The following is a 25409-nucleotide window of genomic DNA, read 5'->3' as shown; positions in this document are numbered from 1 at the left end:
GCTGGCAACATGCTGGACGAATTAGACACCGGGCTGGGCCTCGTTATTGAAATGATGGCCCGGTCTAAGCAGGATTTCCGAAAAGTGGCAACCGGTTTTCGGATAAAAATCCTGCCAGATCATACATCAGCACCGCAGGGTCAAGCGCAGGCTGCCGGTTTCATGTCACATCGCCCTGAAACCGAACGTACCTGCCGCTTTTAATCCGTCGTCGGCTTTTCCGGTGCGGGCGCAGCTGGCGCAGGCGCGACAGCAGGCGTGTCCTGCTTCGGTTCTTCCGGTTTCGGCTGATCCGGCGTCTTCTCGCCGGGCTTTGTCGCATCGGCGGACGACTGGCCCGGAACATCGGGCAGACCCTTCTTCAGCTTTTCCTCGATCTTGACGAGGTCTTCCGGCTCCGGCTTGCCTGCAATCGCATGGTGCCACTGGAACGTCGCTTCAAGCTGACGGCCAACGCGCCAATAGGCATCGCCCATATGATCGTTGATGGTCGGGTCTTCCGGCCGCAGTTTCACGGCCTTTTCCAGTTCCACCACCGCTTCGTCGTAACGACCAAGCTTGTAATAGGCCCAGCCCAGCGAATCGACGATGTAACCGTCCTGCGGACGCAGTTCGACAGCCTTCTTGATCATGTCCAGCGCACGATCGAGGTGGATGCCCATGTCGACCCAGGAATAACCGAGATAGTTCAACACCTGCGGCTGATCGGGATAAAGCTCCAGCGCCTTGTTGAAGCTCGGTTCGGCCTTATCCCACTGCTTCAGGCGCTCATAGGCGATGCCGCGCTGGTAGAAGACCGGCCAATCCTTGCGTTCCGGCGTCTTGATCTGCTCGACAGCACCATCATAAATTTTGGCTGCCTCAGCGAAATTCTTGTCCTGCGCGTAAACACCGCCCAGCGCCAGATAGGTGCGAATGTCGGTCTTGTCGCGGCCCAGCAATATCTTCAACTGCTCGATGGCCTCGGCAGACTTGTCGTTATCGGCAAGGTTCAGCGCGCGCTGCATTTCGGCATCGCGGCGATAGGGCGAGGTTTCCGGCACTTCCGCATAATATGCGACCGCCGCTTCCGGACGGCGCAGCTTTGCCGAAATATCGCCAAGCTGGAACAAGGTAGCATCATTGCCCGGACGCAACGGCAGCGAGAGCTGCAGATAAAGCTTGGCAAAAGCCTCCGCGCCGCTGCGATTGATTGCCGTGCCGAGCGTATAGAGAACTTCGCCGGCGCCCTGCTGCGGCGTTTCGATCAGACGGTCGATTTTCCGCCCCGCCTCGATCTGCTCGCGCAGTTCGGTCAGGGTCATGCGACCGTTCAAAAGCTCCTCGCCATCCTTCAGAAGCTGGATCGCGCCATCCTTGTCGCCCTGACGCAGCTTGAATGAGGCATAAGCCATGATGACGCGTTCATAGGTGTCCGGCGCAGCACTGCCGCCGGGACGATCATCAAGCGCCTGCTGGTAGAAATCAGCCGCTTCCTTCTTCATCCCGGCCTGATCGGCGATCAAAGCGGAATTATAGGTGCGGAACAGGCCATACCATTCGGGGCCTTCCATCTTCTTGATATCGGCCAGCGCCTGCTTGGGATTGCCCTGCCCGACCTTGACCCAGGCATTCATGAAGCCGGTCGCAAGACGATCCATATCGGACTGCATGGACAGCATCAGAAGCGGACCGACCTTGCGATACTGCTTTTTGGAAATGGCGTCGATGGCAAGGGCAACGCGGGAGAAGCGCTCGATATCCGGTGTATTTTGCAATTCGGACGCAAGCGGCAGCGCGTCCTTGAAACGGCCTTCCGTCAACAGGACCAGAAGCAGGTCCTGCTTGACCTGACTGTTGCCCGGATCGAAGGCCATGGCCTGACGATAGAAATCGGCGGCTGTGGAGAGATTATTATCGGCTTCGGCGGTGCGGCCCGCCAGATAGGCGCCTGCAAAGGAACCGGCCCGAACAGCAGGCGTAGCGACAGGAGCGGGATCGGCTGCCGTCTTGGCCAATGCTCCGCTGGCAGGCATTGCAATTCCCGCCAGAAGCGAAAGAAGCAAACCATAAAACGGGCCGTGTTTCATTCCATGCCGCATGAAGCCCTATCCTCTTCTCAAATTCCCATATGCGAAACCGGCAACGAATCGCCGATCGCCTCCAACGCACCGCACTTAGACCTTAACGGAACAGGCACGCCAAGCATGGCCTTTTTGGGATGAGGGGGCAAGAAAAGCATCTGTGATGGAAAGCTTTTCTTGATCGATCCCTGTTGGAAAATATCCAAAAAACGCGAAAGACGTCTGGAAACTCAGTTCACGCGGCTGATGCAGAAATCGATGACTTCGATCAGCGCATCTTTTTCCGGCGACGTCTTGAGCGGCGCCAGAGCGTCGCGGGCAATCTCGCCGAAGTGACGCGCGCGCTGCACCGTGTCGGCAATCGCGCCGTGCTTGGTCATCAGGCCGATGGCCTTTTGCAGCGATGCGTCGTCGCTCGCACCGTCTTCGATGGCGTGCTTCCAGAAAGCGCGTTCCTCATCCGTGCCACGGCGGTAGCTCAAAATGACGGGAAGCGTGATCTTGCCTTCGCGGAAATCGTCGCCCGTGTTCTTGCCGAGATCGGCAGCCGAACCGCCATAATCAAGCGCATCATCAACCAGCTGGAACGCGAGGCCGAGATTGAGGCCATAATCGCGCAAGGCTGCGCGATCCGAGCGCTGCACACCGGCGATGATCGGGCCCACTTCGGCAGCAGCAGAGAACAGCGCCGCCGTCTTGGCCTTGATGACCGCCAGATATTCGTTTTCGGTGGTTTCCATGTTCTTGGCGGCGGCAAGCTGCATGACCTCGCCTTCGGCGATCACCGAAGCGGAAGTCGCCAGCACGTCGAGCGCATCGAGCGAACCGACATCGACCATCATCTTGAAAGCCTGACCGAGCAGGAAGTCGCCGACGAGAACGCTGGCCTGGTTGCCCCAGATCATGCGGGCGGTGCTTTTGCCGCGGCGCAGATCGCTTTCGTCCACTACATCGTCATGCAGCAGTGTTGCCGTATGCATGAATTCGACAGCGGTTGCGAGACGCACATGACCGTCGCCGTCGTAACCGAACATGCGGGCGGCTGCCAGCGTCATCATCGGGCGCAGGCGTTTGCCGCCCGACGAGATCAGATGATTGGCGACTTCGGGAATCATTTCGACGTCGGAACCGGCACGTGACAGGATCATTTCGTTCACGCGCGCCATATCGGCCTTCGTCAGGTCGACAAGCGGCTGCACCGATCCTGTCTGCTTTTTCTTGTCGTCGAGATTCAGAACCACACCCAATGCCATTACTCCTTGATGGGGCCGCCACCATATTTAAGCGCAGCGGAATGCTCAAGACGCATTCCGTGCCTTCACAGCCTGTTCAACATTGACGGAAGCAGTTGTCAATGCGGTGCATTGGCTACAAAGTGGGTAAATGATCGAACTTATCCGCACCAACGATTCCGTCCTGCTGTCTTTCGCCGAAGCCTTGATGAAGGAGGCGGGAATAGCTTATTTCATTGCAGATACCAATATGAGCATTATTGAGGGATCGCTGGGCGTTCTGCCGCGTCGCCTTCTGGTCAGCGAAGATCAGCTGGACGAAGCACGGCAAATCCTGATCGATGCCGAGATTGAACACGAACTGCGCGATAAATGAGCCTGACTGCCGAAAACGAGATTGAAGAAACGCTCGATGTCTTTCATCGCGGCGCTTTTCATCTCGTGCAACCGGCAATGAAAGGTCATCGCTCCGGCGTCGATGCGATGATCCTCGCAAGCGCGGTGCCGGAGGGCTTCGCTGGCCATCTTGCCGATCTCGGCAGCGGTGCAGGCGCTGCCGGTCTTGCTGTTGCGGCCCGGTGCCCGGCAAGCCGGATCACGCTTGTCGAACGCTCCGGCCTGATGGTCGGTTTTGCCAGGAAGACCATCGCCCATCCGCTGAACGCCGCTTTGGCAGACCGTATTGCGATTGTGGAAGCCGACGTGGCCTTGACCGGAAAGGCGCGTGTTTCGGCAGGCCTTGCCGATAACAGTTTCGATTTCGCCATCATGAACCCGCCTTTCAACGAAGCGGCAGACCGGCGCACGCCCGATCCGCTCAAGGCGGAAGCGCATGTGATGCCAGACGGCATGTTCGAGCAATGGGTGCGCACGGCTGCGGCCATCGTCAGGCCGGGCGGCGGCATTGCCATCATCGCGCGGCCCGGCTCCATCGCGCCCATTCTGGAATCGCTTGCCAGACGGTTTGGTGGTTTGCACATCGTGCCGGTGCATCCACGCAACGATGCGGCGGCAATCCGTATCGTCGTCACCGGAACCCGCGGCAGCCGCGCAGGTCTGGCCTTCATGCCGCCGCTCATCCTGCATGGCGACAGCGGAAACGGTTTTACGCCCCGCGCCAATGCCATTAATAATGGCCAGACCGCGCTTTTTTAATCCCCGGAGAATAAACCCGTGCTGCTTATTGTCGGAACCGTTCGGCTTCCTGCTGCGAATTTGAATGAAGCGCGCCCGGCCATGCAGCGCATGATCGAGGCCAGCCGCGCCGAGGCGGGCTGCATCGAATATTCCTATGCCGCTGACATTCTCGACCCCGGCCTTATCCATGTAAAAGAACTATGGCTGGATCGGGCTTCGCTGGACAAACATTTTGCCTCCGGGCACATTGCCGCCTGGCGTTCGACATGGCCGACGCTTGGCATCACAGACCGCAACCTTGTGCTCTACGAAGTGGATGCGCCACAAATCACCTGATCGTTTCGTTAAGGAGACCGATGAACCACAGTCCCAATTCCGCTCGCCCCGTATCCCTTATGCGACGCTTTCTGGATAGCGAGGTTGCCGGCGGCCTTGTGCTGATGGCAGCGGCAGCGCTTGCGCTCATCGTAGCCAATTCACCTCTCTCACAAACCTATTTCGACGCTCTTCATGTCTATATCGGTCCATTGAGCCTTGCGCACTGGATCAATGATGGCCTGATGGCGGTGTTTTTCCTGCTCGTCGGGCTGGAAATCAAACGCGAATTCATCGACGGGCAGCTCGCAAGCTGGCCAAACCGGATGCTGCCGGGCATTGCTGCGGCAGGCGGCGTGATCCTGCCTGCGCTCATATTCGCAGCGCTGAATTTCAACGATCCCGAAAAGCTGCGCGGCTGGGCGGTGCCTTCCGCAACCGATATCGCCTTCGCGCTCGGCGTCCTGTCGCTGCTTGGCTCACGCGTGCCTTCAAGCCTCAAGGTCTTTCTGGCGACGCTCGCCATTCTCGACGATCTTGCCGCCGTCGTCATCATCGCTATTTTCTACACGGCTGAAATCTCGATGCCTTATCTGGGCGGGGCTTTTGCAACCGCTCTTGCCTTGTTCGCGATGAACCGTCTGGGCGTGATCAAGCTTCTGCCCTATCTGATCGGCGGCGCGATCCTCTGGTTCTTCGTGCTGAATTCCGGCGTTCATGCAACCGTGGCCGGTGTCGTGACGGCGCTGATGATCCCGCTGAAGGCGGCACCCGGCAAGCCGGACGATATGAGTTCACCACTGCATATGCTCGAGCACGCACTGGCAAAGCCGGTCGCCTTCATCGTCGTGCCGATTTTCGGCTTTGCCAATGCGGGCATTTCCTTTAGCGGCCTCGATGGTTCCGTATTCGGCGACACGCTGACGCTCGGCATTCTGCTTGGTCTTTTCGTCGGCAAACAGCTCGGCGTCTTCGGTGCGGCATGGCTCGCCATCAAGAGCGGCCTTGCGCAAAGGCCGATGGGTGCGAGCTGGGCACAGCTTTATGGCGTCTCGATCCTGTGCGGCATCGGTTTCACCATGAGCATTTTCATCGGCCTGTTGTCGTTCCCGTCCGATCTCCTGCAAACCGAAACGAAAATTGGCGTGCTGGCCGGTTCCGCCCTCTCCGCCATATTCGGCTACGGGCTGTTGCGGCTGGTGGCCAGACCCGCGAAAAGCTGACCTATTCACCCTCCGAAGATTTAAATTTTCGGAGGGTTTTCTTTGTGTTTCCAAGATTGCTTCCTACATTCGCTTTCAATAGTTGATCCAGTTCGGAGTTTACCTTGCCCGGTTTATTGACGCGTCTTGTTCCGCGCCGCTTTCGCAACGCTGCAATCGAAATTCCCGTTGTGCGCCTGCATGGCGCCATCATGACCGGCGGTTCCGCGCTGCGCCCTTCCCTCTCGCTGGCATCGACCGCCGCCGTTCTGGAAAAGGCCTTCAGCAACAAGCATGCGCCCGCTGTAGCGATTTCGCTCAACTCTCCCGGCGGCTCTCCGGTGCAGTCGCGCCTCATCTATCGCCGTATCCGCGACCTCGCATCCGAACATCAGAAGAAAGTTTTCATCTTCGTTGAGGATGTGGCCGCATCCGGCGGCTATATGATTGCGCTTGCGGGCGACGAGATCATCGCCGATCCATCGTCAATCGTCGGATCTATCGGTGTCGTGTCGGCTTCATTCGGTTTTCCGGAACTGCTGAAGAAAATCGGCGTCGAGCGGCGCGTCTATACGGCGGGCAGCAACAAGGTCACGCTCGATCCGTTCCAGCCGGAAAAGAAGGCCGACATAGAGCGGCTGAAATCGCTGCAACTCGAAATCCACGAAACCTTCATCGACATGGTCAAGGAGCGGCGCGGCAGCAAGCTTGTTGAAGAATCCGATCTTTTCACCGGCCTGTTCTGGACCGGCACTACGGCATTGCAGCTCGGCCTCATCGACGGTCTAGGCGATATGCGCAGTTTCCTGCGCAAGACCTATGGCGACAAGATAGAACTGAAGCTGATCCAGCCGCAGCGCGGACTGCTTGGCCGCAAGGTTCCCGGCGTCGGCATGGCGCTCTCGTCTGCGCTATCCGGCATCGAACCGGCGGAAATTGCCGCCCATCTTGGAGACGGCTTACTTTCTGTTGCCGAAGAAAAAGCGCTTTGGGGACGCTATGGCCTTTGAAACATCACGGTTTAACGTGATAGGATGTCAGAAATGACAGGGCGCAATCAGAGTGCGCCCGCACACACACATCATGCGCATATGCCGGGGCAAACCTTGCGGGCCAATGCGCAAGCCGAAGGGACTTGGCCATGCCACAGCTCATTTTTCTGCTGCTGATCGCCATTGCCGCTTGGTATGGCTACCGCTCGTTCAAGCGCGAGGCTACTCGTGTATCGCAGCGTGTCCGTCAGGCCGAGAAGGAAGCGCAAAACCGTGCAAACGGCACGCTGGTGCAGGATCCGAAAACCGGCGAATATTACGTCAAGAAAGACTGATCCGCTTACCCTCGATGACCGACACTCTGTTGCGCGCCCGGCCTGTAGCCAGCCGGTCTGTTACCCGTCTTGCCCCGGCGAAAATCAACCTCGCGCTGCACGTCACCGGACGGCGTGACGACGGCTATCATTTGCTCGACATGCTGGTGGCCTTTGCGCACTTCGGCGACACGATTACGGTTGCTGACGCCCCGGAAGACGAGTTCACGGTCAGCGGACCTTTTGCCTCTTCTGTCCCTCTGGATGGCGGTAATCTGGTGCTCAAGGCGCGCGATGCGTTGCGAGCGCATGCCGCCTGCGATCTGCCGCCCGTTGCCATTCACCTTGAGAAAAACCTGCCCATCGCGTCGGGCATTGGCGGCGGCTCCAGCGATGCGGCAGCGACCTTGCTTGCCCTCGACACGCTGTGGGCGCTGAATTGTGACTTCGACACATTGGCGGCACTCGGTCTGACGCTCGGCGCTGATTTGCCCATGTGCCTGCACGGTGCGGCGCATGGCACGCCGCTGACAGCGCGCGGCATCGGCGAAGACCTCGCCCCCGTTACCGGACTGCCGGCCCTGCCGCTGCTGCTCGTCAATGACGGCACGGCGCTTGCCACGCCCGACGTGTTCCGCGCTCTCGACAAGCGGGACAATCCCGCCTTGCCGCCGCCCGGGCAAAGCGAACTCAGCGCGCTCTGCCATTATCTTGGCGCTACCCGCAACGATCTTCTGTCGCCAGCACTTGGCCTCGCCCCGCAAATCGGCGACAAGCTCGCTTTGTTACGCGCCAGCGATGCGCTTTACGCTCAGATGTCCGGTTCCGGCGCGACCTGCTTTGCGATCTTCGCCGATGACGATGCGTTGCAGACAGCAGCCACCAACATCAGAGCCGAAAAGCCGGACTGGTTTGTCATCGCCACCGGCACAGCCGCTTCGTGAATCTGGCAACCGTATCAACCCTATTCTGATTCATTCTGATTCTCGGCGACGCTACGCACGCAAACCGCCCGAAGAAAACCTCATTCCGGCCACAGTCGATTACATCCTATTCAGAAGCTAGCTACTGTTCACCCTTATTGGACAATAAACACGTACAGTCTGTTCGAGATTCATGAACAAAAACCGTCATATAACAGACACGTGAATGCTGGTATATCAATCAAAATATTGTTTTAATTAATTTATTTTTCACATCTCTGAATGTTTCCAAATATTAACGAGCACGAATGTGTGATTAATAAAACATTTTCGTGACTGGAACTTTTCTCCACTGTCACCCATTTCAGGTGCATCGGAACGACGAAAAAGAAACGCCGCTCCAATTTCCAAGGAGATAGGAAATGAAAAAGATTGTTCTTGCTGCTGCCGCCCTCACTCTAAGCGCCGGTGCTGCTTTCGCTGAAAACCCATATGTTGGCGAACCTGAAAACCTCTATGCAAACGACCGCACCCCGGTTGCTGCACAGACCGTTGATCGCACTGCAACCGCAACGATCAACGCTGCTCACAAGGGCATGGTTTCTCAGGATGGTTCTGCAAACCGCTTTGGCGATGCTTCGCCTTCGAGCTTTGAGAACTAAGATAGCCTGACCGCATTATGGGCGTCGCGCAAAATGCCGCTGACGCCCACAGGCCGGAACCCTCCCAAGCAATCCCGGCCTTCTGTTCAATCCCCCTCCCCCGATGGATGGCATTTTAGCCAACCGGGCGCCCCGAACAGGCCCCAGTGAATGGGTGTCATTCGCGCGGCAATTTTATAAAGGAATACGAAAATGAAGAAGCTTGTTCTTGCTGCTGCTGCCCTTGCTCTGACCGCTGGTGCTGCTTTCGCTGAAAACCCATATGTTGGCGAACCTGAAAACCTCTATGCAAACGACCGCACCCCGGTTGCTTCGCAGACCGTTGATCGTACCGCAACCGCCACGATCCAATCGGGTTCGGTTTCCCAGGATGGTTCTGCAAACCGTTTTGGCGATGCTTCGCCTTCGAGCTACCGGAACTAATCCAGCCTAATCGCACAACGGGCGTCGCGCACAAACGCTGACGCCCAAGGCCGGGCCTCGATAACAAACCCGGCTCCAACAGTTATCTCCCCGAAGGATGGTGCCTTAGCCACCCGGGTGCCCTTACTTGCTTCCCGATTGGTTCGGGCGCCATCCGAAGGGCGATCTTTAAAGGAATATGAAAATGAAAAAGTTTGCTCTTGCTGCCGTTGCCGTTGCTCTTAGCGCCGGTGCTGCTTTCGCCGAAAACCCACATGTTGGCGAACCTGCTGACCTTTATGCAAACGACCGCACGCCGGTTGCTTCGCAGACCGTTGATCACACCGCGACCGCGACGATCAATACGGGTTCGACCTATCAGGATGGTTCGGCTCATCGTTTTGGCGACGCTTCGCCTTCGAGCTACCAGAACTAATCAAGATAGAGCGAAAGCTGTTATCTTGCAAAAAGGCGAAGCTCAGGCTTCGCCTTTTTCTGTTTTTGATTTTAATCCTGCTCCGGCGGGTAGATGCCATGTTTGAGGCGCACCGGCTTCAACTGGCGCGGCAATTGCGCGAAAGCCATCCCGTCGATCAGCAGCGGCTTGATCGTTTCCAGCCGAACCAGTAGCCCGGCGTTGAGCGCCGCGCCACCGCCGAACAATGCAGCCTTCAGACCGCCCAACCTGCCTTCTCCGGCAGGCGTGAACCGCGCAGGCTCGCTTGCGCCATCGATATGGCGACGAACCACTTCTTCCCAGCCGTCCTGCGGTACGGCTCCCGGAGCCAAAATCAGAACCCATGGCGTGCGGATCTCACCGAGAGCCGCTTCGATATCCGCGCCATCGCTGAATGAGCATCCAGCGCCAATGGCAACCAGTGCGGTTTCGTCTGAAGAGCCTTCATCGATTACCAGAACACGCCGTACCAGCCCCTCCACCACGGCGGGCACAAGCGCCGACAGTGTATGCGCCAAAGGCTTTTCGGAATTCAGTGTTTCAATGATCACGGACAGCATGGACGCTTCATATATCAACACCGCGTGAACTGGAAGCAGAACGCAGTATGTTCTTGCTTTGTTCCAATTCATCGGATAGGAATAGATTCATCAGACAGAGTCGGACAATTACCAGAAGCATTGCCGCTTGCAAGCCATCAAAGGCTAATCCGGACATGCTTTGAAGCTCCGCAGGGAGATGAAGATGGCAGCGATCCAGCACGCAGATATCATCAAGCAGGCCGATATAGCCGCATTCGGCACAGGCCGTGCGGAGCATGCCAATGCGCTTGTCAGCGAAGCGGGTCTGCGCATTGATCACAGCCGGCGGCGCGGGCGTGGTGCGGGCATCAATCCGACGGGACGCTTCGAGCCGACCACGCGCCAGGATTTCGACGACGGCTGGACGACGCTGGAGGAATTGCCTGCCTTCAACACCGATGTTCAGGTGGAAAAGCCGCGCACTATCATCACCCGCAACGATTCACCCGACATCAGCTTCGACCGTTCGATCAATCCCTATCGCGGTTGCGAGCATGGCTGCATCTATTGTTTCGCCCGACCGACGCATAGTTATATGGGTCTGTCTGCCGGTCTCGATTTCGAGGCGCGCCTGTTCGCCAAGCCGGATGCGCCGCGCCTGCTTGAGCGCGAACTGGCCAAGGCAGGCTATCAGCCGAAGACGATCGCCATCGGCACCAATACCGATCCGTATCAGCCAATCGAGAAGAAATGGCGCATCATGCGTGAAATTCTCGAAGTGCTGGAAGCGGCCAATCACCCGGTCGGTATCGTGACGAAATCCGCCCTTGTTGTGCGTGACATCGACATATTGAGCCGCATGGCCGAAAAGGGCCTCGCCAAGGTTGCGCTTTCGGTGACGACGCTGGACGCACATCTGGCGCGCACGATGGAGCCGCGCGCGTCCACGCCAAGCCTGCGCCTTCAGGCAATCCGCAAGCTGACCGACGCGGGCATTCCAGCTTCAGTGTTGATGGGACCCGTCATTCCGGGCATCAACGATCACGAGATCGAACGTATACTTGACGCGGCTTATGCGCAGGGTACGCGCGAGGCTGGTTACGTGCTGCTGCGCCTGCCGCTGGAAGTGGCGCCCTTGTTCAAAGACTGGCTGCTGCGCAATTATCCGGACCGCTACCGGCATGTGATGTCGCTGGTGCGCTCGATGCGCGACGGCAAGGATTACGACGCCGAATGGAGCAAGCGGATGCGCGGCACTGGCCCTTATGCCTGGCAGATCGGCCGCAGGTTCGAAATGACCGCCCGTAAGCTCGGCATCAATACACAACGCAAACACCTGCGCACCGATCTGTTCGAACCCGTCCAGAAAGGCGGCAAGCAGTTGTCACTGTTTTAACACCACACAACGTGCAAGCCAGAGCGCAATTGAACCAGAGTGAGGCACGAAGATCAGCAAGATTATTCTCTCTGTAAGGCGACTTAGAGCGCTGGTCTGATCCAATCAGATCAAAATGCGATCGAAGTCCAAATAAGCTTCCGCCTGTCCCCTCAGGTGGATAAGGTCCTGCTTCCCGCCACCATTCCTCTTGGCAGGACCTTGCGGAGAATCGGGGGCAATGCGAACATCGCCACCTTATGAAACGCACGGCTTCTGATTCTCCCCTTCTCTTTGATATTCCATTAGCTCCAGACTTCTCTGAAGAAGCGAAGCTTCTTGCGCGTGGGCTACGGCACATAGTTGGCATCGATGAAGCGGGGCGCGGACCGCTGGCCGGTCCGGTCGTGGCTGCGGCGGTCCTGCTGGATGCAGGCGACCTCCCTGATGGGCTGGACGATTCCAAGCGTCTCAATGCCGCCAAGCGCAATGCTCTGTACGAGACCATTCTGGCCAAGGCCGTCAGTGTTTCCGTCGCGAGCCTCAGCGCACGCAGTATCGACGCGACTGATATTCGCAAAGCCGCGCTGGAAGCGATGCGCCGCGCTGTGCACGGTCTCGTCTTGCAGCCTTGCCATGCACTGGTTGATGGCCGCGACGTACCGCCCGGCCTTCCCTGCCCCGGATCCGCCCTGGTGAAAGGTGATCAGCGTTCGGTGTCGATTGCAGCTGCCTCCATCGTCGCCAAGGTAACGCGAGACCGCATGATGGAGCGCGCGGGCAGCGTCCATACCGTCTACGGCATGGAAGTTCATGCGGGCTATGGAACGGCCAGACACCGCACGGCGATCGAAAGTAACGGCCCCGTGCCCGGCCTACACCGTTACACTTTCGCGCCGATCAAGGGACGGTTTGAGCCTCACCGCCGAGTCGTATCAGAGAGATAACTGCCCAGAGACCGTATTCATTGGCGTTGTTCGGCCTGCCCTGATCATTGAATGCACGTCTAATTGAGCTGAAGCAGGCCGGGTTTCCATGGATCAGGCGGAAACGTTTCGGGTGTGCTCCAGCGCATCTGTGCACAGTCTGCCTGCTCCGCCCCACCTTGGCGTGCGGTGGTCGGTACGCGAAGCCTTGGAGCGGCTTCAGTGAAGGTTGAATGTCGTGACGCTCTAACTTTGTTTTTACGCACGTATTATCTGACCCTGCAAAGGCGCTTCACGCTCTTCGAGACGTGCTCAAAGGCTCTGTTCAAAACAAAAATGCCGCCCTTTCAGGCGGCATTTCAAAACTCTAACGGTCGCGAAAACCTTAGTTCATGTTCGACTTGACCTGAACCAATGCGTCCTTGAACAGACCGCCGGAGACCTTCGTGTCAACCTTGTCAGCGACAAGCTTGCCAGCGGCAGCAACGGCGAGATCCACAGCCGAAGCACGGACGGCATTGATAGCGTCGACTTCAGCGGTTGCGATCTTCTGTTCAGCCAGCTTGTTACGGCGGGCCACATATTCTTCTGTCGCACGCTTGGCATCTTCGAGAAGAGCCTTGGCTTCGCGTTCGGCAGCGGCGACGATATCGCCTGCTTCCTTTTCGGCTTCCTTACGCTTGCGATGGTATTCGGCCAGAAGCTGCTGCGCTTCTTCTCGCAGCGTACGGGCTTCTTCCAGTTCCTTCTTGATGTGGTCTGCGCGCTCATCGAGCGAACGGCCGACCATAGCCGGAACTTTCAGATAGGCGAGGATCGCCAGGAAGATGATGAGGCCAACAAGTGCCCAAAATGTAGCGTCCATTGACCTCTCCTCAGGCGTTCGCGGCCTTAACAGCGGCTGTTACCGAAGCCTTGTCGGCCTTGGTGCCCAGAAGCTGTTCGACGATTTCAGCCGTGGTTTCCTCGGCGATGGTGCCGACGTCGCTCATGGCCTTGGCCTTGATCGCAGCGATGCGGTCTTCGGCTTCCTTGAGCTTGCTTTCCAGAGTGGCTTCAGCAGCAGCGCGCTCGGCGTCTGCTTCGCCCTTGCCCTTTTCGCGGGCGGCTTCAGCAATCGAAGCAGCCTTGGTGCGGGCCTGGGCCAATTCCTGCTCATAAGCAACGATGGCGTTGTCGGCATCCTGCTTGAGACGGGCAGCCTGCTCGAGATCCTGAGCAATACGGTCACGACGGGTCTCGATCACGCCGCCGATACGCGGCAGAACCACGCGGGACATGAACAGATAGAAAAGACCGAACGTGATCGCCAGCCACAGAACCTGTGAGGCGTAATGGGTGGAATCGAACGGAGGGAATACGCCGCTGCCGTGTCCGGCATCGTGCGCGACCCCGGTTTCGGTGTGCACAGCATCGGCTGCGCCGTGCTCGCCAGCAGCTGGTGCCGGTTGCGATTCGGTGGCGGTTTGGGCAAACGCCGTGGACACGAACATCCAGATTTCCCCTTAAATCCAGCATGATCTGATCCGAAAACCGGTTCCCGTCTTCCGGGATCATGCCTACTCAGACGTCATATGCAAAGGCCAGCCGCGCTGCATTACGAGATACAGATCGCGGCAGGCCAGACTCTTAAACCGTTTATTAGACGGCGAAGAGGAGCAGAAGCGCGATGAGCAGCGAGAAGATGCCCAGAGCTTCCGTAACGGCGAAACCGAATACCAGACGGCCGAACTGGCTGTCAGCAGCGGACGGGTTGCGCAGAGCGCCGGAGAGGTATTGGCCGAAGATGTTGCCGAGGCCGAGAGCCGTACCGGCCATACCGAAACAGGCGAGACCGGCGCCGATGTACTTTGCTGCTTCCGCTTCCATGTTAAGCTCCTTCTGGATTGAAATATAAGCGCGGATTTCAGTTCTGGCGGTCGCCCGCCGGTTTGAACTCAGTGTCCCGGATGTACTGCGTCGTTGATGTACATGCAGGTGAGAACGGTAAACACGTAGGCCTGGAGGAAGGCTACGAGGAATTCGAGTGCGGTGATCGCAACCGTCATGATGAGCGGCAGGACCGCGCCGCCGACGCCGATCGGACCAAGGGCAGCCAGCGAAACAACGAAGCCGGCAAAAACCTTGAGCGTGATGTGGCCTGCGAGCATGTTCGCGAAAAGACGAACTGAGAGGCTGATCGGACGCGACAGGAACGAGATGATTTCAATGGCGACAACCAGCGGCACGATAATGCCGGGAACACCGCTCGGCACGAACAGCTTGAGGAAGCCGAAACCGTGCTTGAAGAAACCGTAGATGATGACCGTACCGATGACCAGACACGCGAGAGCGAACGTCACGATGATCTGGCTGGTTACAGTGTAGAAATACGGGAAGAGACCGATGAAATTCGCGACCAGCACGAACATGAACAGCGAGAAGACGAAGGGGAAGAACTTCATGCCCTTCGATCCGGCCGAATCCCTGAGACTTGTCGCCACGAATTCATAGGCCATTTCCGAAACCGACTGCAGACGGGTCGGGATAAGACCGCGGCCCGAAGACGTCAGATAAAGGAAGCCCGAAGCGACCACGACAGTTGCGACCATGAAAGCCGAAACATTCGTGAACGACAGGTCAACGCCGCCTACATCGATGGGAATCCACCGAGAAATCTGGAACTGATGGATCGGATCGTTCGCCACCTTAACCTCGTCTGTCTTCCCTGCCCGAAGGCGATTTGGCCTGCCCTAAGGCGATTTAGTCTGCCCTAAGGCGACCTGGTCTACCCGAAGGCGTTTCAGTCTCGGGGCCCGACATGCATCCGGCCCGCCTATCACTTACACTTGAACGAACTTTACCGTAAAGTCCGACAAGGCTTATTTCCTGTCACTCTTTTCCGCGTTAGTCTTAATGCCGCCTTGATCGGCGACATAACCTACGGAACGAAGCACATTGAGGACACCCGCTGCGAAGCCCAGTAGGAGAAATACGATCAATCCCCAAGGCGACGTGCCGGCGACACGATCGATAAACCAGCCAAGCACCGCACCCACCACGATTCCCGCGATAAACTCGCTGGAAAGCTTCATGGCCTGTGCGACCGAACTTGCCGTTTCCGACCGCTCCTCCTCGGAAGCTGGCTTTTTGAACATGCCTTTTTTGACCAATTCGGCCTCAAGACGGTTCAAACGCTGATCCAGCTCCCCGGAAGCAGGTTGCCCTTGCCCATCCTTGACGGCACCGGATGGCTTTTCGGGCTCAATTCCCCGTGCCATTGGCAGCTCCTTTTTTCAAGAAAGGCAGGTTCAAAAACCCATTTCCAAGTTGCGCGCAACATATTGACACGCCGCCCGGTAGTCAAGGCGGTGAAGCCACTGCTCCAGAAGGTTTTTTATTCATAAAAAACAATTGGATAGCTAATGGTGCGACTCATTTTCCGCCCAAAGACGAAGAATGTGGCGCGAATCCTTCACTTTTTCGTTGCCGCTATCCCCAGCCGATCACGGTGGGCACAGCGCGAATGAGCACATTTCGCACCGGACAAGCCCGCTTTGCTCTTTAACCAGAAGAGTCGCCCTGCAAGATTGGCCAATGCGGGCAATCGAAAGCGCTCAATTACGGCGATGGAAACAGTACGCCTTGGAATGACACAGGCGGAAGAGGCCACCCTCTCCCGCCTGTCTGTGCTTATGAGATCAGCTTCCGTCAAACGGAACGCCGCCGCCGAACTGTCATCGGCTCCGGCTCTTCCATTCATGCGGAACCGTGCGCCTATCGTGGCAAGCCCTAGAACTTGCCGGAAAGACCGATGATCGCTCCGAACGCGGTATCCTTGTCCAGCGTGCGGTTGACATACGGCGTAACACCAATGCTGACAGCATCGCTGAATGCATAGGAAACCGTGGTCGACAGGCTGCCGCGTGTATGCGCCGTATCCGAGCCGAACTCATATGCGCCGATATAGTCGGCACTGGCGATCACGCTCGGGTCCTTGTGCGAAAGATCCTGCTCGATCTCCGCATTGACCGACCAGTTGACCTTGTCGGTCAGCGCCATGCCGTAGTTGAGGCCGAAATAGGCCGTCGTGCGCTGTGATTTCACATCCGAATAGGTGAACGGGAAATAGGCATTGGTTTCGGTATAACCGTCCATCTTCAGATCGGTATAGCTCAAGCCGCCATAGTAACCGAGCGACGTCTTGTTGCCGAGATCGAAGGATTGCCCCGCTTCAAGCTGCACGCCCCAGCCATTGATGGTGCTGTCGCCGGTGCCGGGTTCGGTATAGCCCAGAACCTGTCGCGTCCGCTCAACGTCATAGCGATTGATCGCCGCGGAACCGCGCATATACCAGGTTCCGCTCTGGGTAGTATCTTTCCACTGCGCATAGATGCCGCCGCCAATATTGTTGTTGGTGCGGTCGTAATTGTCCGGCATGTCCTGCCAGAAAGTGTGCGCGATGGTTGCGCCCGCCGAGAAATTATCGGTGAAGGCATGACCGAGCGTCATCCAGCCGAGCACATCCTTGCTGTCGCCAGCACGGCCGACATCGGAATAGATGCCGTACCAGTTTTCGCCTGCCTTCGCCATTCCAAGGCCAGCGCCGGAGAAATCGTTGAAGCCCTGACCGCTGCTGCTTCCACCCATCAACCGACCGACGATAGCGCCCTGCGAACCCATGACGGAGAAGGTGTCGTGCGCAAGTGCGGCTACCGTATCAACCGTATTGGTGACATCGATTCCTACGGGCGTGGGAGTCGGGTCCGGCGTCGGCGTTGGGTTTACGTTTGGATCGGGATCAGGCTTTGGATTCGGGTCAGGATCGGGATCTGGTGGCGTTACTGTCACAAGCTTCCAGAGCGCGGCATGTTTTACGGTATCGCTCGTCGTCACGTTTCCGGCAATCACAGTGCCATCATTGGAAACCAAAGTCGCCGCGGAAGTAGCACCGCCCAAATTTCCAAGATCAGTCGGCGTAAGCGCGTCACCGAGCCATGCCGTCGCGTGTTTGTCCCCGTTGTCTAGTGCTGCCTGCCCGACGATCACCTTGCCATCGCCGGAAACTGCTGATGCGATTGAAGAGGTACCTCCCAACGCTCCAAGATTTACGGCCTGTTGATTCCCATCAGACCACGCTACAGCGTGAGTATCACCAGGCAATGTTAAAGCATAACCCACAATCACAGCGCCATCGGAGGAAACTGCTGTGGTCCCTGAGGTTTTACCACCCAAAGTCCCGAGGTCCGTAATCTGTGCTAATCCACCAAACCAAGCGACACCTCGGGCATCAAGACCCGCAGTATCCGCTTGCCCTGCAATCACAGACCCATCTGCGGAAACGTACTGGGCTCTGGCATAGCTACCACCCAAGGAGCCGAGATCAGTCCGGGTTCCATTTGTGGCCCAAGCCATTGCATGACTATCACCTAAGGCAGTCGTATTGGAACTTCCAACAATCACTTTGCCGTCTCTAGAAATATTGTTGGCGGTGGACTGATAGGCATTATTCAGAGGATCTAGATATTGAGGACCTATCAAATCAGCACGCCAAATGGTAGCGGCCCCGTGACCATTTTGCCCTGTACTGCCGACAATCACACTGCCGTCGCCGGAAACAGCAGTAGCTTTCGCGTTATATACCCCGCTATCCAGCGTTCCAAGTTCAATAAGCGCACCACCATTCCACATCACAGGCGCGGTAGTGGACCCGTTAGACCGCGCAGCACTCCCAACGACGACTTTGCCGTCTAGGGATATCCCGGTAACACTGCTTGCTGTGCTTGTGTTGACCCCACCCAAATCGGCCACGGGAACCGGAGCTCCATAATCAGGCTGCTGCGCCATTGCAGCATGCGCACATCCTAATAAAGATGATGTACCAATAAGCAAATAAGCCAAATGCTTATTAAGTATATTCATAGTCCCTCACATTATAAAATAACACACGGATATCATTCGATTCCGATCTTATATTTATTTAAAAAACTATGTCTATATTGATATTTATTGTTTTTATTTTACTAATTTATTGATAACGGTAACTTATATCAATATTTCTAAATTAAATTTAACAATTTCTAATGGATACTGTGGAATAAAATCTAACTATTAAAATATATAATTTATTTATGTTTTTATTTGTAAGATAAATTGCGAACACGTTTTCTATTTCAGATGGAATTCCAAAGCTTTCTTGAACGTATAAAGCCTTATATTCAGGCAAGCGAATGTATTTCCCCCTGAACATCAAAGAACGTAAATTTTTCAGCGGGCTATTAAACAGCGGTGATACCAGACAACGCCGAGCGCATTTCCGGTGAAACGAAGCCATCTTTTACTGAAATTGATTTGTCGGTCGCGTTCGCACAGATCAGCGGGCAGCGCGGCGCGCTGTTCGTCCCGCGAACATGTTGTGTGCTTTTCCGGGCTTGGCTTTTACCGTCGCGGTACGGGATGGTAAGCCGCTTCGCGCTTCTTTCGGAGGTTGCTTTATCAGCTCCAGCCGCCGCCATAGGTGCGGTAGAAGACATGAAGGCCGATCTTGGTCAGCTTCTTCATGGTCGGCGCCCAGAAGGGCTTCACATAGGTCGCATGATAATGTGTGGCGGAGCCCACTTCCGGTAGCCAGATCTGGCCGGAGGAAACCGTCTTTGCTACCTGCTGCGCCATACGCCATTGCGGCATCTCGGTCACACGGTGCTTCTGGCCATCGCAGGCAAAGGAGAATTGGCAGGCATTGAGCCAGTCGCGATTCTGATAGACCGCACCGCAGATCGTGTTCGGATAGGCCGGGTTGCGCACGCGGTTGAGCACCACCTGCGCCACAGCCACCTGCCCCTTGACCGTCTCGCCGCGCGCTTCGAAATAGACCGCCTCGGCAAGGCACTTCTGTTCGCTCGCAGTAAATGCCGAAGGCGGCAACGGAGTTGCCGCCCATCCATGATCTTCATCGCCAATCGGCGGGACGAACCGCCCCTCGCTCGGATCCGGTTTCAAGATGCTTTCGAAGGGTGAGGTCTTTCCATAATCGGGTGTGGAAGGCGCATAACCCAGCGCCAGCACATCCGGCTGGTCATTGGTGATCAGCTTGGCCAGCTGCACCGGCATTTCCGCTCTTGGCTTTGGCGGCTTCACGGCATGGAAGGCCATGGTGATACCGATTTCCTTGCCCTCCAGCTTACTGGAAAAAGCCATCTTGGCGTCGGTTTTTTCCGGCGGGCGGGTGATCATGCTGATCTTGTCGAACATGCTGCCCGCCGTGAACGCCTTGGCAGGCGCCTTTGGCTTGACCGAGACAAGGCGGCCGGTCTTGTCGGTGCGGTTGATGCGGTTTTCATCCGGATTGGGATCATCCGGGCCGAGCTTGGCGGTCTTCTTGCCACCCGAAAGCGCCACACGACCGATGCCAGGCACTTCTATGCCGTTGGTTGCGATGCTGCCAGTGACCGTCGTTGCATCGACAAAAGGCATTTCCGCCTGATGCACGGAACCGACGGGCGCCTTGGCGACGAAAGCCGTCCAGCGATGCGTGCCAAGATCGGCGGAAGGCACGAGGCTCGCCATATCCTGAAAGGCAATCGCATTGGAATTGAAGAGATAGGCGAAAGCTGTGAGTACCAGCGGGATCAGGCGCTGCGGCTTGCGGGCGATGTGACGCGGCTTCGCGCGCACGGCATAATAGCGCCCCTCTTCCGGGCAATAGCCCGTGACAGGATAATGCCATACCGGCTCAGCGACGGTCTTCCGACGACCAAACAGCGCTCGTATCGACACAAGACGCACCGCACACTCCACTCACACAGACTTCTGTTGTTCTCGCGCACATCGTGTCCGAGGCGCGTTTTCACGCATTTCGGGATATGCTTAACAACGCTGATAATGGAGTATTAACCTTGATGTATCGTTAACGGGCTTCCGTTTACTATTTGAAAAGATTGATTAATTTAGAATTAACGCTATCAGCCCGGCTTTTGTTTTCATTGTGTTTTTGGAGCGCACGGGCGACAAGGGACAAAATTGCCCCGACAGGACGAAAGTTATTTCGTCAAAAATCTACACGCAGATTACCGATAAGGAGCCGCGATGCGAAACTGGAAACCCGGACAGATAGTTGCCGCCCTCCTCTGCGTGCTCACGCTATTGCCAGCCACGGCCAAGGCGGATCTTCAACGCAATGGCGTAGTCATTTTCGCCGATACGCCGAAAGTCACGCGCTGGGCGGCAGTGCATATCACGCCGGATGAAACGGTTGGTGACCGCTTTTATCATGTCGAGGTTTTCGAACATCCGAAGGGCGCGAAGCCATGGGTCTTCAAGCGGCTGTCACTGCATATGGTGATAACCGGTGAAGCGCTTGAGAAAAGCCGCATCACATCCCGCGCCAGAACCTATGCTTATAAGGATGTCGAGTTTCGCATCGTCCACAAGCATTGGCTCGCCAACAAGCAGGAACAGGCCCAAACGCCGGTTTGCAGAACTTCAATCGAAGAGTGTCTGAAAGTTGCGGTAGCCGATTAGCTACCAGCTTCATAGGCAGCGTCGAAAAAGGCTTTCTCCAGTTCCACGGCCCGTCGGAAGAAATCCTCGCACTTTGATGCAGCGGCCGGGCCGACACGGTCGAGCTCCGAACGCAGAAAGCTGACGAACTCCACGAAATACGGATTGTCGTGCAGGATGATCCATTCGGCGAAAACGAAATTCTCCGGCAGCGGCTTCGGCGCCTTGTCTGCCCAGTCGAGATAAAGCCATTCGGCTACGGTCAGCACCGACAGGCAAACAGCATAGGAACCGGACTTTGCTGCTTCCAGCATCAGCGCCTTGAACCCGGTCGTCGCCGCCGCATCGGGTGTATCGAAGCGCGTCGCATCGTCAACCTTCAGCGTTTCGAAAGCGCGCTCGAAATAGGAGTTCTCGTCATTGCTGATCATGCCGATGAAGCGCCCCAAGGTCAGCTTCGCGTCCATCCTATCACAGTTGACGAGCGCACCGCCGAGCAAGGACAGGAAACAATCGATGAAACAGTGATCCTGAACCAGATAGCGCGTCATCACGTCTTTCGACGCCGTCCCGGTGTAGATTTCCCGGACCAGACGATGCGTCACGGCCTGTGTCCAGTAGGGCTCCGTGCTCTGTCGCAAACGATCAGTAAATCGTGCGGACACAGCTTCGTCATTCTTCAGCATAGACAAGACGTTGCTCCATATCGCGTGCATTGATTGCGAGCCGAACCTTATCGGTGCTGACCATCGTTCACAATGAACTTGTGAAAGCCCCAATCATCTGTGAAAAGCACTTCATCTCTTCGTTTGCGCATATTCGGATCAGATCGGACAACATGATCAAGAAAACTCTCGCTGCCATCGTGCTCATTGCTGTCGCGTTGTTTGGCTATACCAAGGTCATGGCGCGGGTCAGTCTGGTCGAACCTCCCGTCGCCGCTCCGGCAGAACAGCAGGCCGATGCGATCCGGGTTGAAAAGGCCAGCCGTCAGATGACCTTGCTGCGCCAGGGCCAGACGATTGGCACCTATCGCATATCGCTTGGCAGCAATGGCGATGGCGGTCACAAGCAGCGCGAGGGTGACGAGAAGACACCCGAAGGACAATACTTCATCGATTGGCGCAATCCGCGCTCAATGGCGCATCTGAGCCTGCATATTTCCTATCCGAACGAAGATGATCAACGGGCAGCCGCGGCGGGCGGTTACGCGCCGGGCGGCAACATCATGATCCATGGCCTGCCGAATGGCTGGGGCTGGCTGGCAGCCGCGCATCATTTGTGGGACTGGACCGACGGATGCATTGCCGTCACCGATGCGGAAATGCGCGACATTTGGGCAAGAGTGCCGAATGGCACGCCGATCGAGATCCTGCCTTAGAGCGCATCCCGAAAAGTTTGAAACGATCTTCGGAAAAGATGCGCGCTCTTACTTCACGGACCAGCGGTCGATATCCGCATCCTGCCCGATCAGCGCCAGACCGGTGGCGATCGAATCGAACTGGTTGGAGCTGGTCACCGCCGCATCGGGGAAACGATTCTCGAACACGGTGCGGATGACTGGCACGAAAGATGTGCCGCCCGTGAGAAACACGCGGTCGATATTGCCGGATTGAATTCCGGCCTTTTCAACAGCCTCTTCCACCGACTGTTCGATCTGGCGCACATCCTCGGCGATCCAGTTTTCGAAATCGTTGCGGGTGATATCCGAGCGGATTTCAAAATCATCCGCCTTGAAATGCAGTTCCGCCATGCGCTCAGATGACAACCGGACCTTGAGGTTCGAAACGGCACGATAAATCTCATAGCCGTAGTCGTTCTCGATCAGATTGATGAAATGCTCCAGCGCTTCCGGCTCAACCGCCTGCTTGGCAAGCTCGGTCAGGTCGCGGATCGTCGCGGGCGAGTTCATCAGGAACAGCGTGTTCCAGCGCGCGAAATTTGCGTAATAATGGTTCGGCATGGTCAGGCGCTTGCCGAAGGATTTGTATTCCGTGCCCTTGCCGAGCAGTGGTGAAACTGCATTGTCGATGATGCGATAGTCGAATGTATCACCTGCAATGCCAAGACCTGTCTGGCTCATCGGCGTGAAGGAAAGACCGCCCTTGCCCACTTCGAAACGCACGATGGAAAAGTCGCTCGTGCCGCCGCCAAAGTCGGCCACCAGAACAGTCGAATCCGCCTTCAATTCCTGCGCGTAGAAATAGGCCGCCGCCACCGGTTCGTAGACATAGTGGATGTCGGTGAAGCCAAAGGCGCGAAACGCCTTTTCGTAGCGCTGCATCGCCAGTTCTTCGTCCGGCGAGCCGCCCGCGAAAATAACGGGCCGCCCGATCACCACGCGATTGCCCTTGGGCGGCAGCCGGTCGCCGAGACGCGCCGCAACCGTTTCGAGAAAGGTCGTCAGAATATCCTCGAACTTGAAGCGCTTGCCGAAAACCGGCGTATCGCTGAAGGATTTCGACGCCGCGAAGGTCTTGAAGGATTGCAGCATGCGCGTCGAATGCGGTGCGTTGACAAAAGCATCCATCGCCCATGGGCCGCTTTCCACCGTGCGTTCGCCGGTTTCGCGATCCTGCCAGAAACAGAGGATCGAGCGATAGCCGGTCACATCGGCGCCATCCTTGACGACGCTCAGCACCGCCGCCGAACCATCGGGGCTGGCAACGGACAAAACCGTGTTGGTGGTGCCGAAATCGATGCCTAATGTCACGCCATCAAATGGGCTCTCAACAGCCTTCGTCATCACTGCACCTTTTGGGAGAAAATCGGGGAGCGGGCGGATTAGCAGCCGCGACGGCCAAGCTCAACCCGTTAATGTGCGTTTTGATGCCAATGGATGAGAGCATTTCCAGCAAAAGTGCGTAGCGGTTTTGCGCAGGATAATGCGTAAAAACAAATAGATAGAGCGGTTCCACGACTGCGTTTTAATCGGAACCGCTCTAGATCGGTGCGAAAATAAATACCTGAAACACCGGCCAAACCCGTCATGTAACGAACGGAAAAGAAGTTTGAAGTAAAAGATTGTAGTTTTTTTGAAACTTTATAGAATTTTTGTTTTCAGACTGTTAGGTTTCGGCCCCGCATCCGGAGTGGTTCACCTTTCAGAGCATAATCCGACCAAATCTGTTCTCATGATACCGCCTGAACTGCTCCCTTATTTGTTCTCACCGCATGAATGCGACGCCGGGTGATCTCGTCCGACTGCATGATGCTCCAGGCTGTCCAACAAATGAAAGCGATACTCATGGCGTTTCTCTCACGTACACTTCTGGCCACCTTCTTGTTGTCTGCTAGCGCCCTGCCCTTTGCAGCGCTGGCTGAAGATGCAGCGGGCCAGCCGCTCGCCACCGGCTATCACAGCAGCGGCCAGGTTACCGCTGAGGTTAGCGGCGCCATACGCGATGGTGACAAGCTGACCGTCAAGGTCCGTTTCAAGAATGCCACGGAAGGCGACAACGTTTCCTCGACGCTTTACAGCTCCATGTCGGACAAGGAGTACGAGAACGATTATTACCTTCTTGCCGGCGACAAGAAGTATCTGCTGTTGAAGGACTCCGAGGGCAAGCCGCTCACGCCGACTTCCGTTTCGCTGTTCGGCAAGGGGCCTGTGGTCGGCGTCTGGCATGGCGTCTTTCCGGCACCACCGAAAGACCAGAAGGTGACGCTCTATATCAAGGGGGTCGAGCCGCTTGGGCCGTTCGCCGTTCCCGCTGAATAGGGGGAACAGCCAATGGCTACGATCCATCGATTGACCCGTTTCGGTCTCATCGGCCTTGCTGCGCTGTGCCTGCCATCGGTTGGAACAGCGCAGGATGCAGGGCTGAATACGGACAAGAGCGCTTATATTCGTGATCTTGTGCCGGAAATCCGCGATCTGGTTTCAGCATCGAGCGGCACGGATGGCAACGCACGCGGCCTTTCGGGCGCAGCGCAACAGATTGTCGAGAAGAGCGGCAACATCACGATGCGCGAGACAGACAACAGCATCGTCCTGTCTGTCACGAGCGATATTCTGTTCGGCTTCGACAGCGCCAAGCTCACGGCTAAGGCCAAGTCCACACTGGGTGATGTCGTCAAGATATTGGACAGCACACCGGATTCCACCGTGCAGGTTGTCGGCCATACGGATTCCAAGGGTTCCGACAGCTACAACCTCAAGCTTTCGAAAGCGCGTGCCGGAGCGGTTGTCGAGTTTCTTGTCGTCAATGGCGTGTCGTCAGCACGCCTGAAACCGGAAGGGCGTGGCGAAAGCGAACCTGTCGCGCCCAACGACATAGAGGGCAAGGACAATCCCGACGGTCGCGCCCAGAACCGGCGTGTCGAATTCGTGCTGCCAAAAGCATGATGCAGTCTGCACAGCAGCGCCAAAAGAAAAAGCCCGGATCGCTCCGGGCTTTTTTGCATCAT

29 protein-coding genes and 1 pseudogene are annotated in these 25409 nt (G+C 56.7%); 17 read left to right on the top strand and 13 right to left on the bottom strand.

The window, feature by feature from the left end:
* Positions 1-9: 9 nt before the first annotated feature.
* Positions 10-204 (top strand): hypothetical protein, encoded by a 195-nt coding sequence (locus QBD01_RS03715; protein WP_280991648.1) that lies wholly within the window; start codon positions 10-12, stop codon positions 202-204.
* Here QBD01_RS03715 and QBD01_RS03710 read toward each other — a convergent pair.
* Together QBD01_RS03710 and QBD01_RS03705 are read right to left on the bottom strand one after the other, a co-directional pair.
* Entirely contained in the window at positions 201-2081 is a 1881-nt protein-coding gene (locus QBD01_RS03710) for a tetratricopeptide repeat protein (protein ID WP_280991647.1), read from the bottom strand. The two genes, QBD01_RS03715 and QBD01_RS03710, sit on opposite strands and share 4 nt — an antisense overlap.
* Before the next feature lie 212 nt (positions 2082-2293).
* Positions 2294-3310 (bottom strand): polyprenyl synthetase family protein, encoded by a 1017-nt coding sequence (locus tag QBD01_RS03705; protein WP_280991646.1) that lies wholly within the window; start codon positions 3308-3310, stop codon positions 2294-2296.
* Positions 3311-3446: 136 nt separating this feature from the next.
* Here QBD01_RS03705 and QBD01_RS03700 point away from each other — a divergent pair, with 136 nt between their 5' ends.
* The 10 genes from QBD01_RS03700 to QBD01_RS03655 all read left to right on the top strand — a co-directional run bounded on the left by QBD01_RS03700 (position 3447) and on the right by QBD01_RS03655 (position 9678).
* Positions 3447-3671: a DUF2007 domain-containing protein gene (locus QBD01_RS03700; protein ID WP_078338010.1), complete on the top strand. Its 225-nt coding sequence runs from the start codon at positions 3447-3449 to the stop codon at positions 3669-3671.
* A complete protein-coding gene (locus QBD01_RS03695) occupies positions 3668-4450 on the top strand; it encodes a methyltransferase (RefSeq protein ID WP_280991645.1) in 783 nt (260 codons plus the stop codon). Before QBD01_RS03700 ends, QBD01_RS03695 begins: the two co-directional genes overlap by 4 nt.
* Positions 4451-4468: 18 nt before the next feature.
* Positions 4469-4768: a putative quinol monooxygenase gene (locus QBD01_RS03690; RefSeq protein ID WP_182519387.1), complete on the top strand. Its 300-nt coding sequence runs from the start codon at positions 4469-4471 to the stop codon at positions 4766-4768.
* Positions 4769-4788: 20 nt separating this feature from the next.
* Positions 4789-5970, top strand: a complete 1182-nt coding sequence (gene nhaA / locus QBD01_RS03685) for a Na+/H+ antiporter NhaA (RefSeq protein WP_280991644.1) — start codon at positions 4789-4791, stop codon at positions 5968-5970.
* A gap of 104 nt (positions 5971-6074) precedes the next feature.
* Complete coding sequence (locus QBD01_RS03680; RefSeq protein ID WP_280991643.1) at positions 6075-6959, top strand: S49 family peptidase; 885 nt, start codon at positions 6075-6077, stop codon at positions 6957-6959.
* A 131-nt stretch (positions 6960-7090) separates the two neighbouring features.
* Positions 7091-7276, top strand: coding sequence for a hypothetical protein (locus QBD01_RS03675; protein ID WP_151590310.1), 186 nt, complete (start codon positions 7091-7093; stop codon positions 7274-7276).
* 14 nt (positions 7277-7290) lie between these two features.
* On the top strand, positions 7291-8199 hold the full coding sequence (locus tag QBD01_RS03670) for a 4-(cytidine 5'-diphospho)-2-C-methyl-D-erythritol kinase (protein WP_280991642.1): 909 nt from the start codon (positions 7291-7293) through the stop codon (positions 8197-8199).
* A gap of 401 nt (positions 8200-8600) precedes the next feature.
* A complete protein-coding gene (locus tag QBD01_RS03665; RefSeq protein ID WP_280991641.1) occupies positions 8601-8840 on the top strand; it encodes a hypothetical protein in 240 nt (79 codons plus the stop codon).
* 192 nt (positions 8841-9032) lie between these two features.
* On the top strand, positions 9033-9263 hold the full coding sequence (locus tag QBD01_RS03660; RefSeq protein WP_280991640.1) for a hypothetical protein: 231 nt from the start codon (positions 9033-9035) through the stop codon (positions 9261-9263).
* Positions 9264-9447: 184 nt separating this feature from the next.
* Positions 9448-9678, top strand: a complete 231-nt coding sequence (locus QBD01_RS03655) for a hypothetical protein (RefSeq protein WP_078338003.1) — start codon at positions 9448-9450, stop codon at positions 9676-9678.
* A 71-nt stretch (positions 9679-9749) separates the two neighbouring features.
* Here QBD01_RS03655 and QBD01_RS03650 read toward each other — a convergent pair whose 3' ends face one another.
* Positions 9750-10259: a glycosyl transferase gene (locus tag QBD01_RS03650; RefSeq protein WP_280991639.1), complete on the bottom strand. Its 510-nt coding sequence runs from the start codon at positions 10257-10259 to the stop codon at positions 9750-9752.
* A 184-nt stretch (positions 10260-10443) separates the two neighbouring features.
* On the opposite strand from QBD01_RS03650, the gene QBD01_RS03645 reads away from it, so the two are divergent.
* Both QBD01_RS03645 and QBD01_RS03640 read left to right on the top strand, forming a co-directional pair.
* The gene (locus QBD01_RS03645) at positions 10444-11616 is read left to right on the top strand and encodes a PA0069 family radical SAM protein (protein ID WP_280991638.1); all 1173 of its coding nucleotides are present in this window, start codon (positions 10444-10446) and stop codon (positions 11614-11616) included.
* 239 nt (positions 11617-11855) lie between these two features.
* The gene (locus QBD01_RS03640; protein ID WP_280991637.1) at positions 11856-12542 is read left to right on the top strand and encodes a ribonuclease HII; all 687 of its coding nucleotides are present in this window, start codon (positions 11856-11858) and stop codon (positions 12540-12542) included.
* 364 nt (positions 12543-12906) lie between these two features.
* Here the strand turns inward: QBD01_RS03640 and QBD01_RS03635 are convergent, their stop codons facing one another.
* The 8 genes and pseudogenes from QBD01_RS03635 to QBD01_RS03605 all read right to left on the bottom strand — a co-directional run bounded on the left by QBD01_RS03635 (position 12907) and on the right by QBD01_RS03605 (position 20285).
* A complete protein-coding gene (locus QBD01_RS03635) occupies positions 12907-13386 on the bottom strand; it encodes a F0F1 ATP synthase subunit B (RefSeq protein ID WP_109368424.1) in 480 nt (159 codons plus the stop codon).
* A gap of 10 nt (positions 13387-13396) precedes the next feature.
* Entirely contained in the window at positions 13397-14014 is a 618-nt protein-coding gene (locus QBD01_RS03630) for a F0F1 ATP synthase subunit B (protein ID WP_182519377.1), read from the bottom strand.
* 148 nt (positions 14015-14162) lie between these two features.
* Positions 14163-14390: a F0F1 ATP synthase subunit C gene (locus QBD01_RS03625; protein WP_002963544.1), complete on the bottom strand. Its 228-nt coding sequence runs from the start codon at positions 14388-14390 to the stop codon at positions 14163-14165.
* Positions 14391-14458: 68 nt separating this feature from the next.
* Positions 14459-15208 carry a F0F1 ATP synthase subunit A gene (locus QBD01_RS03620; protein ID WP_078337997.1) on the bottom strand — a complete coding sequence of 250 codons (750 nt, stop codon included), beginning with the start codon at positions 15206-15208 and terminating at the stop codon, positions 14459-14461.
* Positions 15209-15382: 174 nt separating this feature from the next.
* Entirely contained in the window at positions 15383-15781 is a 399-nt protein-coding gene (locus QBD01_RS03615) for an AtpZ/AtpI family protein (RefSeq protein ID WP_109368421.1), read from the bottom strand.
* 511 nt (positions 15782-16292) lie between these two features.
* Positions 16293-17597 carry an autotransporter domain-containing protein gene (locus QBD01_RS03610; protein WP_280991636.1) on the bottom strand — a complete coding sequence of 435 codons (1305 nt, stop codon included), beginning with the start codon at positions 17595-17597 and terminating at the stop codon, positions 16293-16295.
* A gap of 3 nt (positions 17598-17600) precedes the next feature.
* Positions 17601-18191, bottom strand: a pseudogene (locus QBD01_RS25405) (hypothetical protein); the annotation flags it as partial.
* 804 nt (positions 18192-18995) lie between these two features.
* Positions 18996-20285: a cell wall hydrolase gene (locus QBD01_RS03605; RefSeq protein WP_280991635.1), complete on the bottom strand. Its 1290-nt coding sequence runs from the start codon at positions 20283-20285 to the stop codon at positions 18996-18998.
* A 300-nt stretch (positions 20286-20585) separates the two neighbouring features.
* On the opposite strand from QBD01_RS03605, the gene QBD01_RS03600 reads away from it, so the two are divergent.
* Complete coding sequence (locus QBD01_RS03600; protein WP_280991634.1) at positions 20586-21020, top strand: DUF5086 family protein; 435 nt, start codon at positions 20586-20588, stop codon at positions 21018-21020.
* On the opposite strand, the gene QBD01_RS03595 is transcribed toward QBD01_RS03600, so the two are convergent.
* Positions 21017-21685, bottom strand: coding sequence for a TenA family protein (locus QBD01_RS03595; RefSeq protein WP_280992102.1), 669 nt, complete (start codon positions 21683-21685; stop codon positions 21017-21019). The genes QBD01_RS03600 and QBD01_RS03595 overlap by 4 nt on opposite strands.
* Positions 21686-21837: 152 nt before the next feature.
* On the opposite strand from QBD01_RS03595, the gene QBD01_RS03590 reads away from it, so the two are divergent.
* A complete protein-coding gene (locus QBD01_RS03590; protein ID WP_280991633.1) occupies positions 21838-22380 on the top strand; it encodes a L,D-transpeptidase family protein in 543 nt (180 codons plus the stop codon).
* 48 nt (positions 22381-22428) lie between these two features.
* Here QBD01_RS03590 and QBD01_RS03585 read toward each other — a convergent pair whose 3' ends face one another.
* Positions 22429-23745 (bottom strand): Hsp70 family protein, encoded by a 1317-nt coding sequence (locus QBD01_RS03585; RefSeq protein WP_280991632.1) that lies wholly within the window; start codon positions 23743-23745, stop codon positions 22429-22431.
* A 486-nt stretch (positions 23746-24231) separates the two neighbouring features.
* Between QBD01_RS03585 and QBD01_RS03580 the strand changes: the two genes are divergently transcribed.
* Complete coding sequence (locus QBD01_RS03580) at positions 24232-24720, top strand: hypothetical protein (protein WP_280991631.1); 489 nt, start codon at positions 24232-24234, stop codon at positions 24718-24720.
* Positions 24721-24732: 12 nt separating this feature from the next.
* Positions 24733-25347 (top strand): OmpA family protein, encoded by a 615-nt coding sequence (locus QBD01_RS03575; protein WP_280991630.1) that lies wholly within the window; start codon positions 24733-24735, stop codon positions 25345-25347.
* Positions 25348-25409 lie beyond the last annotated feature (62 nt).

Source organism: Ochrobactrum sp. 19YEA23 (assembly GCF_029909865.1).
Taxonomy (GTDB): domain Bacteria; phylum Pseudomonadota; class Alphaproteobacteria; order Rhizobiales; family Rhizobiaceae; genus Brucella; species Brucella gambitense.
Note: the sequence above shows the minus strand (reverse complement) of the source record. Positions and strands in the feature narration are given on the sequence as shown.